The 13234-nt window shown below is 59.6% G+C and carries 12 protein-coding genes; 3 read left to right on the top strand and 9 right to left on the bottom strand.

The features are described 5' to 3' along the window. Positions 1-13: 13 nt before the first annotated feature. Both dctA and PQR32_RS02620 read right to left on the bottom strand, forming a co-directional pair. Positions 14-1372: a C4-dicarboxylate transporter DctA gene (gene dctA / locus PQR32_RS02625; RefSeq protein ID WP_408222027.1), complete on the bottom strand. Its 1359-nt coding sequence runs from the start codon at positions 1370-1372 to the stop codon at positions 14-16. Between the two features lie 166 nt (positions 1373-1538). After that, positions 1539-2705 (bottom strand): mandelate racemase/muconate lactonizing enzyme family protein, encoded by a 1167-nt coding sequence (locus PQR32_RS02620; RefSeq protein ID WP_408222026.1) that lies wholly within the window; start codon positions 2703-2705, stop codon positions 1539-1541. A gap of 130 nt (positions 2706-2835) precedes the next feature. On the opposite strand from PQR32_RS02620, the gene PQR32_RS02615 reads away from it, so the two are divergent. Beyond that, positions 2836-3795, top strand: a complete 960-nt coding sequence (locus PQR32_RS02615) for a LysR family transcriptional regulator (protein WP_408222025.1) — start codon at positions 2836-2838, stop codon at positions 3793-3795. Positions 3796-3933: 138 nt separating this feature from the next. Here PQR32_RS02615 and PQR32_RS02610 read toward each other — a convergent pair whose 3' ends face one another. The 4 genes from PQR32_RS02610 to PQR32_RS02595 all read right to left on the bottom strand — a co-directional run bounded on the left by PQR32_RS02610 (position 3934) and on the right by PQR32_RS02595 (position 8110). Next, positions 3934-5754, bottom strand: coding sequence for an ABC transporter transmembrane domain-containing protein (locus tag PQR32_RS02610; protein WP_408222024.1), 1821 nt, complete (start codon positions 5752-5754; stop codon positions 3934-3936). A gap of 218 nt (positions 5755-5972) precedes the next feature. Further along, the gene (locus tag PQR32_RS02605) at positions 5973-6470 is read right to left on the bottom strand and encodes a CPBP family intramembrane glutamic endopeptidase (RefSeq protein ID WP_408222023.1); all 498 of its coding nucleotides are present in this window, start codon (positions 6468-6470) and stop codon (positions 5973-5975) included. A gap of 282 nt (positions 6471-6752) precedes the next feature. Continuing rightward, complete coding sequence (locus PQR32_RS02600; protein ID WP_408222022.1) at positions 6753-7193, bottom strand: SET domain-containing protein; 441 nt, start codon at positions 7191-7193, stop codon at positions 6753-6755. A 371-nt stretch (positions 7194-7564) separates the two neighbouring features. Continuing rightward, a complete protein-coding gene (locus PQR32_RS02595) occupies positions 7565-8110 on the bottom strand; it encodes an SRPBCC family protein (protein ID WP_408222451.1) in 546 nt (181 codons plus the stop codon). Positions 8111-9356: 1246 nt separating this feature from the next. Here PQR32_RS02595 and PQR32_RS02590 point away from each other — a divergent pair. Together PQR32_RS02590 and PQR32_RS02585 are read left to right on the top strand one after the other, a co-directional pair. Continuing rightward, positions 9357-9983, top strand: coding sequence for a dihydrofolate reductase family protein (locus PQR32_RS02590; protein WP_408222021.1), 627 nt, complete (start codon positions 9357-9359; stop codon positions 9981-9983). Positions 9984-10308: 325 nt separating this feature from the next. After that, positions 10309-10911: a cysteine hydrolase family protein gene (locus PQR32_RS02585; protein ID WP_408222449.1), complete on the top strand. Its 603-nt coding sequence runs from the start codon at positions 10309-10311 to the stop codon at positions 10909-10911. 368 nt (positions 10912-11279) lie between these two features. On the opposite strand, the gene PQR32_RS02580 is transcribed toward PQR32_RS02585, so the two are convergent. From PQR32_RS02580 to PQR32_RS02570, 3 genes are all read right to left on the bottom strand, one after another. Next, positions 11280-11429, bottom strand: a complete 150-nt coding sequence (locus tag PQR32_RS02580; protein WP_408222020.1) for a hypothetical protein — start codon at positions 11427-11429, stop codon at positions 11280-11282. A gap of 104 nt (positions 11430-11533) precedes the next feature. Further along, the gene (locus tag PQR32_RS02575; protein WP_408222019.1) at positions 11534-12361 is read right to left on the bottom strand and encodes an SDR family oxidoreductase; all 828 of its coding nucleotides are present in this window, start codon (positions 12359-12361) and stop codon (positions 11534-11536) included. A 55-nt stretch (positions 12362-12416) separates the two neighbouring features. Continuing rightward, positions 12417-13172 (bottom strand): OmpW/AlkL family protein, encoded by a 756-nt coding sequence (locus PQR32_RS02570; protein WP_408222018.1) that lies wholly within the window; start codon positions 13170-13172, stop codon positions 12417-12419. Positions 13173-13234: the final 62 nt, after the last annotated feature.

Below are 13234 nucleotides of genomic sequence, written 5' to 3'. Positions count from 1 at the left end.
TTGGCTGAACGGCTCAGAGAGTGTGGGACCGAATCATGGCGTCCTTCGAAGGCGTCCGATCTGTCGGCGCCTCGTCGTCAGTGGACTCCAACGCATCGATGCTCGTGTCGGCACGGTCGAGCATCGCGCGGGCCTTGTTCATATCGAGCGCCCCTTCCCATCGAGCTACCACAATGGTCGCCACCCCGTTGCCGATCAGATTCGTGACCGCACGAGCCTCGTTGAGAAAGCGATCGACACCGAGCAGCAGCACCAATCCAGACACGGGGATCTTGTGCATCGAGGCCAGCGTGGCAGCCAGCGCGACGAATCCGGCTCCGGCCACACCCGCGGACCCTTTGGATGTCAGCAGCAGCACGCCGAGCAACAGCAACTGGTCCCAGATCGTCAGGTGAATATTCATTGCTTGCGCGACGAACATCGAGGCCATGGTCAGGTAGATCGCCGTGCCATCGGCATTAAAGGTATAGCCCGTTGGCAACACCATTCCGACCACGGGCCGTGAACACCCCAGCTTCTCCATTTTGATGAGCATCTGCGGGAGTACCGCTTCAGTCGAAGCGGTACCGAGAGTAATGAAGATTTCGTCCTTGATGTAGCGGAGATACTTCCACAACGACAGCCCGCTTATCCGCATCACCAGACCCAGCACCACGACTACGAAGAAAATCGAGGTCAGGTAAAGGCACAGCATCAGTTGGCCGAACGATGCCAGCGTGCCGATTCCGTACTTCGCGATGGTGAATGCCATGCCGCCAAAGGCACCGATGGGCGCGACATACATGACGATTCGCACGACGCCGAACATGCCCTGAAGGAACATGTCGAGCATATCGACGAACGGCGTCGTGCGAGGCCCCAGCCTGGCGAGCGCGATGGCAAACAGAAGCGAAAAAAAGATGATCGGCAGGATGTCTCCATTCGCGAACGCTCCGACAATGCTGTTCGGAACGATGCTCATGAAGAACTCGAGCATCCCATGCTGCTGTGCCGCGTGCGTATAGGTGGAGATCGCTGAGCTGTCGATATGCGCGGGGTCGACGTTCATACCGCTGCCCGGCTTGATGACGTCCACGATGACAAGGCCGACAGCGAGCGCAATCGTCGATGCGATTTCGAAGTAAACGACCGCCTTGACGCCGACGCGACCGGCCTCATGAAGGTCGTTCATGCGGGCAATGCCGACGACAACAGAGGCAAATATGATCGGAGCAAGCAGCATCCGGATCAGTTTGATGAACAGGTCTCCGAGTGGTTTGAGTTGAGAACCGATGTCAGGGTAGAAATGCCCGACGAGGACACCGGCAATAATGCCAATCAGAACCTGTACGTAGAGCTTGGAAAGAGATTTTCCGATCTTTGAAACCCGCATGACTGTCTCCTATGCGTGGCATCTTCTAATGAAAGTCAGGTCCGCACTCTCCACAGCGGGATCTACCGCTGCGGCGAGCACGGACCGATTTCGCCAGCGTTCTTTTGTCTATTTTTAACAACGCTACGCCGACACTTTTTGTCGGCGCGTTTTGCCGGTTCGCGGCTTATGCGGACAGCTTTTGCATCTCGGCGAAGAGATCGGCTTTTCCTTCGAAGCCGATGCCGGGCAGATCAGGCATCGTGATGAAGCCGTTGTCCACCTTCACGCCATCGGGGAAGCCGCCATACGGCTGGAACAGGTCCGGATAGGACTCGTTGCCACCGAGGCCAAGTCCGGCCGCGATGTTCAACGACATCTGATGGCCGCCGTGCGGAATGCAGCGGCTCGGTGACCAGCCGTGTTGGCGCAGCATGTCGAGCGTGCGCAGATACTCGACGAGGCCGTAGCTCAGCGCGCAGTCGAATTGCAACCAGTCGCGATCCGGGCGCATGCCGCCGTAACGGATCAGGTTGCGGGCATCCTGCATCGAGAACAGGTCTTCGCCGGTCGCCATCGGCTTGTCGTAGTAGTTGCGCAGCGTGGCCTGCAATTCGTAATCGAGCGGGTCGCCCGGCTCTTCGTACCAGAACAGGTCGTATTGCGAGAGTGCCTTCGCGTACTGGATCGCCGTGTCGAGATCGAAGCGGCCGTTGGCGTCGACAGCGAGTCTTTGTCCGTCGCCCAGCACGCTCAGAATCGAGTCGATGCGGCGCAGATCTTCGTCGAGCGAAGCGCCGCCGATCTTCTTCTTCACGACCGTATAGCCACGGTCGATATAGCTGCGCATTTCGTCTTTCAGCTTCTCGTGGTCCTGGCCTGGGTAGTAGTAGCCACCCGCCGCATACACGAAGATCTTGCGATTCGGCTGACCGTCACCGTAACGGTCGGCCAGCAACTGGAACAGCGGCTTGCCTTCGATCTTCGCCACCGCATCCCAGATCGCCATGTCGATGGTGCCGATCGCGACCGAGCGCTCGCCGTGACCGCCCGGCTTTTCGTTCATGAACATGGTCGCCCAGATCTTGTGCGGATCGAGGTTGTCGCCGGCATCGTTGACGAGCGTGGCGGGGTCGGCTTCGAGAATACGTGGAATGAAGCGCTCGCGCATCAGTTTGCCCTGGCCGTAGCGGCCATTCGAATTGAAGCCGTAACCCACCACCGGCTTGCCGTCGCGGATGACGTCCGTCACCACGGCGACGAGACTCAGCGTCATCTTGCTGAAGTCGATGTAGGCATTGCGGATGGGGGAACTGATCGGAATGGTTTTTTCGCGGATTTCAACGATTCTCATGACGGTGTCTCCTGAATTTTGGCCACGTATCGCATGCGTCTGGCTGCAATGGAAACTAGCTTATCCGCGAAATGAGGCGTTAGAATTCGCTTAGATTCATTTCATCTTTTACTTTAGGTGAACAACCAAAGTGACAACTGACTCGGCATCCGATTTCGAGTTTTTCATCCTCCTCGCCAAACTCAAAAGCTTGTCAGGGGCGGCGCGAGCGCTCGATCTCACGCCGCCGGCCGCGACCAAACGCCTTGGGCTGATGGAACAAAAACTGGGGGCGCGCCTGGTCAACAGGACAACACGCAGTGTCAGCCTGACGCCGGAGGGCGAGACCTACCTGCGCTACGCGACACAGATCGTCGGGCAACTCCGGCAAATGGAGGATGAGATATCGGGGGCTCGATCTGATCCCCATGGACTGCTACGCGTCAATGCGACGCTCGGTTTCGGGCGCACGGCCATCGCGCCGCTCGTGTCCGACTTCGCGAAGCGCTTTCCCAATGTGGAGATCCAGTTTGAAGTGACGGATCGGCCTATCGATCTGGTCGAGGAGGCGTTCGACATGGCGATCCGTTTTGGAACGCTCCCTGACAGCCGGCTTAGCGCCCGGCGCATCATGAGCAATCGTCGTTTTCTTTGCGCCTCCCCGAAATACCTCGAACGGTTTGGGACCCCGGAGCGCATAGAGGATCTGGTTCGGCACCGTTGCATCATTCATCGCCAGAACGATGATGCTTATGGCGTGTGGCGGTATATGCAGGGGGACCACACCGAAGCGTTGAAGGTCAAAGGCGCGCTTTCGAGCAACGATGGCGATATCGTGCTGAGGTGGGCGCTCGACGGACATGGGATATTGATTCGTTCCGAATGGGATCTGGCGAAGTACGTTCAAAGCGGCCGGCTAAAGCTGGTTTTACCCAACACGGTACTGCCGTCGGCCGACCTGTTTGTCTACTATCCCAGCCAACGCAACCAGACGGCGCGCGCCCGGGCATTCATCGATTTTCTGATCGATCATTTTCAGGCTCCGTTCATTCCGGTTGAAACCGGCGCATTGCTTTACGACCAAAAAAAGAGAGCGGGCCGCAAGGTGTGAGTCGCCTGCTGTCATTACACAGGCGCTGTCAGGGACGGCGCGCATTCGATCACTAGCGTTGGTCGTTCATCCAGGCTGCCCGTGCGGCCAGTTTTGCGCCCTTCACACCCACATTACGTCGACCTTACGTCGTCGACCTTACGTCGACCCAATAGGATCGCTCAAGGCGCCGCGGTGCGGCGTCGGCCCCAATTGCTCGCCGAACTGCAACGCAGCGAGCTGCGCATAGAGCGGGGAGCTCAGAAGGAGCTCGGCGTGACGACCCTGCGCGACGATACGCCCCTGTTCAAGCACGACAATGCGGTCGGCCTGTTGGACGGTCGCGAGGCGGTGTGCAATGACCAGTGTGGTGCGGTTCTGCGCGGCATTGTCCAGCGCCTTTTGCACCAGCCGTTCGCTCGCGGCGTCGAGTGCACTGGTCGCTTCGTCCAGCAACAGGATGGGCGGATCCTTCAGGATCGCGCGAGCGATCGCAATGCGCTGGCGCTGTCCACCGGACAGTCGCACGCCGCGCTCGCCGAGAAAGGTGTCGTATCCCTGCGGTAATTCTTCGATAAAGCCGGCCGCTGCGGCCATGTCGGCAGCCCGCTGTACTTGCGCGAGCGTGGCTTCCGGCGCGCCATAGCGGATATTGTCGAGCACGCTCCCAGAAAAGATCACCGATTCCTGCAGCACCACGCCGATTTCCCTGCGCAATTCATCGAGCGGCACGTCACGGTTCGGGACGCCGTTGACCAGAATGCGGCCGGCTTGCGGATCGTAAAAGCGCAGCAGCAACTGGAACAACGTGGTCTTGCCCGCGCCGGACGGGCCGACCAGTGCGACATGTTCGCCCGGACGGACGTCGAGCGAGATTGCGGAAAGCGCCGCAATGCCTGGGCGTGACGGATACGAGAAGCTGACGTCGTCGAAGCGGATGCCCTCGCCTCGCGCGGGCAGCGCGACCGTCGTCTCGGCCTCCACCACCGGCGAGCGCGCCGCCAGCAACTGCAGCAAACGTTCGGTGGCGCCGGCAGCGCGCTGCAGATCGCCCCACACCTCGGCGACCGCGCCCACGGCGCCCGCCGTGAACACCGCGTAGAGGATGAACTGGGACAATTGGCCCGCCGTCATCCGGCCGGCCAGTACCGCCTGCGCCCCGAGCCACAGTACGAATACGATGGCGGTGAACACCAGCACGATCACCACGGCGGTCAACCAGGCGCGCGCGCGAATGCGCGTGAGCGCGGTCTCGAAGGCCGCCTCCACCGCGTCGGCAAACCGGCGTGTTTCAAAGGGCTCCTGCGTGTACGACTGCACGGTCGGCATGGCATTGAGCACCTCGCCCGCCAGCGCGCTCGTGTTCGCGATCTTGTCCTGGCTCGCGCGCGAGAGCCGCCGCACGCGCCGGCCGAACATCACGATAGGCGCGACCACCACGACCAGCGTCGCGATGATGTAGCCGGACAGCACCGGGCTCGTCACCGCCAGCATCGCCACGCCGCCGGTCAACAGGAAAAAGTTGCGCAATCCCAGCGACAGGCTGGTGCCCACCACCGTCTGGATCAAGGTGGTGTCCGCGGTGAGCCGTGACAGTACCTCGCCGGTCTGCGTGGTCTCGAAGAATTGCGGACTCATGCTCAGCACGTGATCATAGACCGCACGCCGCAAGTCGGCCGTGACCCGCTCGCCCAGCCATGACACGAGGTAAAAGCGCAGTGCCGTGGCGCCGGCCAGTACCAGCGAAACGACCAGTAGCGCGAGGAAATAACGATCGATGTGCCCCCGGTCGCCCGCGGCGAAGCCACGATCGATCAGGTATTTGAACGCCACCGGCAACACCAGTGTGGCGCCCGCCGAGGTCACCAGCGCGAGGAACGCGAGCGCCCAGCGGCCGGCATAGGGACGCAGGAAAGGAAACAATGCAAAGAGGGGGCCGATACGGGGTGAAGGCGGCGGCGACGTCATAGCGTCTGGCATGAGGGTTCCCAAGCGGATCGAATATCCTCTCGATTGTGCCAGTCTTGCGGATTCGCAAGCGGTTCACGTAAAAGCCTGGCGCCAGTTCATGGGAGCTTGCGTGTCCGCCACGCATCGTCCTGAAGCCTTGCCTATGCGAATACACACCGGGCGGCGAGCTTACGCTGGTTTAGGGCCGAAACGCCCGGCGAGACCGAGGATAGAAATCGGCGAACTTTTTAGAGAACGAATAGCGTGATGACTGCGGTAATTCCATTCCGCAGTGCGTGCACAGCAAACGTAGCGATAAAGGGATGACCTTTTCGCGCATCCTCGATTGCGAAGACCATCGCGAATATGGCACCCACAAGCGTTCCGAAAAAAACGTATGGTGCACTGTAGCTATGGCCGAGGCCGAATATCAGAGCCGAGATGCTGATCGCAACGCCCGTCTTGCAACGGAGTTTCTTCAATAGCCGAAGACATCCCCACTGATTGATCGCCGTCTCGATGAGGGGAGCCGCAATGCAACCCATTAGGACCATCTTAAGGATGTCGTGCTTTCCCAAATCGGGGCCGCCGAGCGACTGTCCGGACATCAGAAAGGGAGCGCAAAGAAACAGAGGGAGTGCTGCTAGATACGTGCTTACCAAAGCAAGCGCTATCAGTTTTGTCGTTGATAATCTGAATAGCCAGGTTTTGATCTCCTGCATGCGCATGCGGAATGTCGTTAGCATCGGCTATCCGTGGTCATTCTGGTAATTGTTGGACCCAGCTTGATTGTCAACGATCTGGACGCCAGTGTCGAACGTCCCTTTGTGGCAAGAACGTGAAACTGCTAAAGACGCTGCTGATCAAAGCAGGTACCACAGCGAAGGCAGCGATTCCCGAGGCGACGCCTATCAAGCGATCGCAGGCCACCGCCGATACGAAAGTAGCATGCCAGCCAGGCGGCGGCTCGATAGTCTAAGATTAGTCGAGGCGGGCTGGCTGCTTTGCAAGCTCATCAGCCCGTTGAATCACGCGACAGCCGCCAGCATCGACTGACGGCAGCCCACCGCGGCACACCGGCAAGTGTATTGGGCTCGAACGTCCTCGTCTAAGGGATCGTCAGTCGTCAGCAGGTATTCAATAAACAGCTCTTCACCCGCCTCGATCGGCCGGATCGTGTGAATGAAGATGCGGCCAGCCTCTTCGATGGTCTCGCAGTTCGGCGCACATGCATGGTTCAGCCATCGCGCACTATTGCCACCACGGCTCCCGTCGATCACGCGCCCGTCCGACAGGCCAAAAAGAAACGTGTGCCCGGCGACACCTTCGCGCCGGTGCCGGCGCACGGCTTCCCGCCAGCTCGTCAATTCGCCCCGGTATTCAAGCACGCACTCCCCCGCCGCGAGCGGCCGCATCGCGAACACACCCTTCCCGTGGACTGACGACCGCCGTACGATCACGCGCCGCATACTGTTTCCTTGACTGATATAGGCGCCAGTATACGAGTGCAAATTTACCCTTGCATCATTTTGTGCTGGTTATTCGTGCTCGGGCGACCCGTGGAAAGCGATCCGAAGCCCCGCGAAAACTAGAACTTCTTGCGAATTCCGAGCCGCAGCGCCATCGAGTCCTCCGTGCATTGGCATGCCACTTTCGACAACGACGAGAGCGACCGCTGGCTCCGCGAACTTGTCGTCGAGACGCTGCGCAGATCAAGTACTGCCACTAAGGCCGAGGCAGCCCACGACGGCGGAGCCAAACCCTGAGGATTACTCGACCGATTGCACTAGGATGATGAAACTCGGCCCGCTCGATCTCGCGATGGGTATGAGCGAGGCGGCTATTGCCGCGGTGCCGCTTCCAGAAGGCTCTTAAGTCGCGAAACTGCCGTATCGGATTCCAGTTGAATCCGCGCGCGCAGCACGAGCCAGTTGAATATCGCGAACCACAACGACGGCGCGCGATAAGTGAATTCACGTTCGAAGCGAGTTCCGCTCGCGGTCGATATCAGCGAATAAGTGACGGTGCCTGCCGGTCTGCCATCAATCGTTCCTTGTATCGCCCACTTGCCCGGAGGCTCCCGTGCAGCGACTGTCCACACAACGCGGCCGCGCCTGCCCGCTACACGGAATTCCTCCGTTACCTGCTCTCCCAGATCGAGTGGATGGTCAACCGAGCCGCTGACCGCAAGCGATGACGGATGCCAGGCCGGCCAGTGAGCCGGGGTCGTGACATAGTCGAACACGACCGTGGGAGGGCGTTGAATCGACGCGACCGTAACGATGCGCGTGTCGAGCCCGATCCGCTGCGGCAATGGGATAAAAAGCAACGCGATGGCGACGAGCACGGCCAGTATTGCGGTGACGAACCGTGGACGGTTTTTCATGGCGCTTGGTACTCTGCGTGCTCCAGACGAAGTTATTTTACTGCGGAGTCGTGGGTCAAGCGGGTCTGGGGCGAGCGTTGTCGTCCTGCGTCGGCGGATGACGTGCTGTCCGGCAACGCGACGATCGAACGGCAGGAACTGGCCGCTCACCCAAATGGTCCGGTACCGCAATCATTCGCTCGGCGTCCACCGTTCATCGGAACGTCACCGTCAAGACATGAGCCCCGATCGGCGTAGAAGCAACGGTTCAGTCGCGGAGTACCAGCGAACTGGCGCTCCGCGAACAAGCTCATCAGCCACCGCGATACATCGGGTTGATGCTATCACCCGGAGCACGCCGACCGGATTGCGACTTGCCCGGTTCGCTACCGCCGACGCCACCGTGGTTCCCGTTAACCACGCTGCCGTGGCCCTCTGCCGCCGCCTTCGTTTGAGCGGATTGACCGCGGTGCGATACTGACACACCGACATCGTTTCGATAGGGGGAAGTCGGGTCGTTACCGCCCGCGAAGGCGGGAACTGCCAGTAACGCGGAGCTTGCGACTAACAGAGCGGCGACAGATTTCGCTTTCATGACGACTCCAATAAGCTTGTTGAACATTCGAACGCACCCGGATGAGGTCCATTGCGGCGCGCCAGGGTCAACGTTGGTGGGTCGACGTGTAGGACTTTGCCGCGCGCTAACAAAGTGGCTCAAACGGACAACAAGTTTCTCGGGATCTGAGCAATGCATGCTGATGCCGCGGGTAGCACCAAACCATCCGTCGTTGCGCCCACAGCTATAAATGCACGGGTTGTGCCAATCCTGATTCGCTCGTCTTCCGAGCGACCCTAACTACCTGAAAACAAACAATGTCGATCTCGACCACGAGGGCTTTTACGGCCGGATTGAGGAGCGAAGACGTCTGGCTATAGACAACGTTTTTTGCGCTTCTGTGTGCGGTCACCCAACACAAGATCTGCGCGCTCGAGCGACGAACTCGAGATCGCGAGCAATGACCTCAGCGTCGTCCGGGGCAATTCTTGCGCTACTTCAAAACAGGGGCGTTTTCTATTGAGCAACTGGGTCAGGAGTCAAATACTCATTTATTCGTCAGCCCATCGACACCGACAGACGCCCTGAACGGTTAATTCAGCGTTACGCTGGCGCGGTCAGCGCGTGTTGACCGCTGCGCTGGTTGTCGACCACATGCGAACCGTTCGTCGTATCTACGGACCGATCGGGTCCGTCGACCTGGAGGACATTATGCGCAAGCTCATTGTTTCCGCGTTCATCAGTCTGGATGGCGTCATTCAATCCCCAGGCGGGCCTGGAGAAGATTCCAGCGGCGAATTCCGCCTTGGTGGCTGGATCGTTCCCTATGCCGACGAAGCCATCGGCCAGAACTTGCAGGACCTGCTCTCGCAGCCGTTCGAGTTACTGCTGGGGCGTTTCACCTACGACATATTCGCGGCGTATTGGCCGCGCGTACCGGCCGATTCAAACAGCCGCGCCATCGCTGATCCGTTCAACAGCGTACCTAAGCACGTGGCCACGCATCGATCCAGTACCCTTGACTGGCAGAACAGCCACGCGCTGGAGGGCGACCTTGCCGACGCAATACGCGCGCTTAAACGTCAGGACGGCGCCAATCTATTGACGTTTGGCAGCGGCGACATGGTGCGCCAGTTGCTCGTAGCCGGCCTGGTGGACGAGCTTTGGCTTCTGATTTACCCCATCATTCTTGGGCACGGCAAGCGCTTGTTCGGCGACGACGCACAAGCGTCTGCCTTCACTCTGGCGCACTCGACCAGCACGCCTGGCGGCGTGCTGATTACCCGCTATGTGCGCGGCGGCGAGGTGCGCACAGGAACGTTCGAAGAAGTCGATTAACAATCCAGGCAGCAAGAACAGGCGATCTCGCTCATTCTCCCGAGGCACGAATTGCAGGCTGACAAATCATTCAAGCCGAACCCGTTTCGCGGGTCGGCTTAATTCTGGCATTCGTGCATTGATGTCCGCTTCTGAGCCGCGAACGGCCGCCGACATAGGAGCGCATACATCCTGCCGCCCCGCAACCAACGCCACCATGCTTCGTTTCCTGAAATTTCACCTCATGGTGGTCGTGGTAGAGTCGAGCATCTTTCCTTATCGCGTAGCCCTTATGCCGCCACGCATCGAATCTGGACCCGTCGATCCGGCGGATCATCAACAGGGCATGGAAAGCGCCGCCGCGGCGCAAAGCGTGAACATGCAGATTCCGGCGATCGTTCCAGCGCAAACCGCTCTGGTCGTCATGCATTATCAGACGGACATCCTGGGGTTATTTCCATCGGTCGCACCCACTCTGCTCGCCAATACGCGCAAGCTGTGCGACGCTGCACGGGCCAAGGGTGTCAGCGTCTATTTCGCCAAAATCCACTTTAGTCCAGGCTATCCGGAAGTCAGTCCGTTGAATAGAAACGGGCAGGGAATCAAGCAACTGGGTCTTTTCGTCGACGACAAGATCGCGCCGGAACTCGGCCAGCAGGCCACTGAAGCGCTCATCATCGCGCATCGTGCCAGCGTGTTCTTTGGCACCGATCTGCAGAAGCGGCTTTCCACGCAGGGGATCGACACGCTACTCATGGTGGGCATAGCATCGACCGGTGTCGTGCTGTCGTCCGTTGCGTACGCGAGCGATGCGGACTTCCGCTTATTCACGGTCAAGGATTGCTGCTACGACCCGGACCAGGTCGTGCACGATCATCTTTTTTCAACGGCGTTCGATTCGCGCACGACGGTGCTCTCGCTCGGTGATGCCTTGTTGTTGCTTGCCTAGCATCTGCCGACATTTTGACAGCGTTCGGAGCAAAGCAGCCGCTCCACTGCGCGCTGTGCGGGTTGATCGTTGACGCTCAAGAAAACAGCGGTAAAGATTCAACTGCCGTTTGCCGCCGACGTCGCGAAGCCGCGGAACGACCGGTTCGCGCGGGAGCTTGCCCGCCGACCGAGCCGAGGCGCATGTTGAGGTCCGACAGTGCTTTACAGACAGACGTGCGATCGGGTATTCCGGCCAATGCCAGTTCAAGCCGGTTCAGCAGTTCCGGCAGACTCGATTCCCTAGTCATCTTTCCTGCGAACTTCCGCTTCCGCATAAGACCACTCCCTGGTTCGGCAGACGCTGCGCGCTCACGTCATCACACACGCTCAAGATTCAGCGACATCTGTTTTTTTCGTGTTTGCGCCAGGAGATCCGTCGAACGCCCCTCCCTTGCGTAACACCGGTTTTAACACATCAAGATGAAAAGCCGCGTCCACTAATCGATCGCAACGCACGCCGGTGACGGCGAGCAGCATCTCATGCTACCAGGTCGGCAGGCACGCGTCCAGGCAGGTCCGGCGAAGATCGACCTTCAGAAAGGCGCCATCGTCCGCCGGGGTTTTCGAAGCTCACCCTCTTTTCATCTCGCCTGGGCGCGCAGCATCTGTTCCGCGCCCATGTTGAACAGCGCCGAACCGGCCAGGTTCTGCCCGCCGTCGCAAACCATCACACAGCCCGAAATATAGGAAGCGAGCGGCGAAGCGAGAAACACCGCGCTCTGGCCGATGTCGTCCACCGTGCCCATGCGCCGCAGCGGAATGGCGTTCACGAATTCATCGTGTCGCTCCGCGCTCAATAGGCGCTTCATGCCTTCGGTCCCCTCGATGGGTCCGGGGACGATGCTGTTCGTGCGAATACCATAGCGCCCCCACTCCAGCGCCAGGTTTCTCATCAACATATCGATGCCCGCCTTGGCGGCGCCCACATGCACCTGGAAAGCGTGCGGCATGTACGCCATGCCGGCGGAGATGTAGAGGATGGCGCCCTGCGTCTCCTTCAACTGTTCGAAGGCCGCCCGTGACGCGTTGAAGGCCCCAAGCAGATCAATGTCGATGACAGTCTTGAAGCCGTTGGCGGAGAGTTTCTCCGCCGGGGCCAGGAAATTGCCGGCCGCGCCGCACACCAGCACGTCCATCGGACCCAGTTCCGCCCTGCTCCTCGCGAAAGCCGCTTCCAGCGCGGCGAAATCACGCACGTCGGCAACGATGGGACAAACCGTGGCGCCGAATGCGCGCAGTTCAGTTGCAGCCGTGTCCAGCTTTTCCTGAGTGCGGCCGCAGATGGCCACATGGGCGCCCAAGGCGGCGAAATTCTTCGCCACACCGAGATTGATGCCGCTGCTGCCACCTGTGATGAAAACGGTCTTGCCTGCGAACAGGTCGTTCGCCAGGTATCGAGTGACTAGCATGCTTCCCTCCTGGTTGTACGCCCTCGCACCGAAAGGGCATCAGTGAACAATTCAGCTAGAACCGGTATCCGATCCCGACGAAGCCGATCCACGGATTGGCCGTAATGCGCGTCCTGTTGGTCAGCACGGTTTGCCCGTTGGCCGCGACGGCAGTGATCGTCGCATTCGTCTTGAGCGGCATATACGTCACCGATGCGGTGGCGTACCAGTTCTTGCTTAAGTTATAGGAGAGGCCCGCATTGAATGCAGGATTCCACGACGGACTAAGCGATGCCTTAACGTCCCCTCCTGGCCCGGCGACCGTGTGCAACGCACCATTGAATGTCGGATTGAGCTGGACCGCCGTATACCAAGTGTAGTTGACACCCACACCGATAAACGGACGCACTTTCGCCTGCGCCGCGCCGAAGTAGTACTTGAGGAAAAGAATGGGCGGCCACGCTCTTGTTGTCGCGAGCGGTTGCAGATTGCCCAGCCCGAGGGACGGACCGCCGGGGCCGAACGGCGTCACCGTTCCCTGCGCGTAGAGTTTGAGCTTCGGCGGCACGCCGGTAGCCAGATCAATCGCGATGTTGTCCGTGATGAAATAGGTAAACGCCGTCTCGACCGTCCACGTATTGTGTATCTGGCCACCCGTCCCCGACGAGGTGAAGGTGCCTGCCGCCGAACTGCTTTGCAATGGCGTTGCCGACGACATGCCATAGTCAATCCATGTACCGCCGCCAGTCGCGATGAAACTGCCCGCGCTTTGGGCCAGTGCGCCGGCGCACATTACCCCTGCCAACAAGGGCAGATACCTGACTTTCCTCACCTTTGCCTCCGCTTTATATTTTGCATAACGAACTTATATAGACTTGTTATTTTGTCGATTCA

This window comes from Paraburkholderia dipogonis (assembly GCF_046027395.1).
Taxonomy (GTDB): Bacteria; Pseudomonadota; Gammaproteobacteria; order Burkholderiales; family Burkholderiaceae; genus Paraburkholderia; species Paraburkholderia dipogonis_A.
This window is presented reverse-complemented; position numbering and strand designations above follow the sequence as displayed.

What these genes read in the sequence shown, in the direction of transcription:
- PQR32_RS02605 (WP_408222023.1), bottom strand. Translation starts at nt 6,470, where the DNA reads ATGCTAACGACATTCCGCATGCGCATGCAGGAGATCAAAACCTGGCTA.
- PQR32_RS02580 (WP_408222020.1), bottom strand. Translation starts at nt 11,429, where the DNA reads ATGCTGCTCGCCGTCACCGGCGTGCGTTGCGATCGATTAGTGGACGCG.
- PQR32_RS02585 (WP_408222449.1), top strand. Translation starts at nt 10,309, where the DNA reads ATGGAAAGCGCCGCCGCGGCGCAAAGCGTGAACATGCAGATTCCGGCG.
- dctA (WP_408222027.1), bottom strand. Translation starts at nt 1,372, where the DNA reads ATGCGGGTTTCAAAGATCGGAAAATCTCTTTCCAAGCTCTACGTACAG.
- PQR32_RS02610 (WP_408222024.1), bottom strand. Translation starts at nt 5,754, where the DNA reads ATGCCAGACGCTATGACGTCGCCGCCGCCTTCACCCCGTATCGGCCCC.
- PQR32_RS02590 (WP_408222021.1), top strand. Translation starts at nt 9,357, where the DNA reads ATGCGCAAGCTCATTGTTTCCGCGTTCATCAGTCTGGATGGCGTCATT.
- PQR32_RS02620 (WP_408222026.1), bottom strand. Translation starts at nt 2,705, where the DNA reads ATGAGAATCGTTGAAATCCGCGAAAAAACCATTCCGATCAGTTCCCCC.
- PQR32_RS02595 (WP_408222451.1), bottom strand. Translation starts at nt 8,110, where the DNA reads ATGAAAAACCGTCCACGGTTCGTCACCGCAATACTGGCCGTGCTCGTC.
- PQR32_RS02600 (WP_408222022.1), bottom strand. Translation starts at nt 7,193, where the DNA reads ATGCGGCGCGTGATCGTACGGCGGTCGTCAGTCCACGGGAAGGGTGTG.
- PQR32_RS02575 (WP_408222019.1), bottom strand. Translation starts at nt 12,361, where the DNA reads ATGCTAGTCACTCGATACCTGGCGAACGACCTGTTCGCAGGCAAGACC.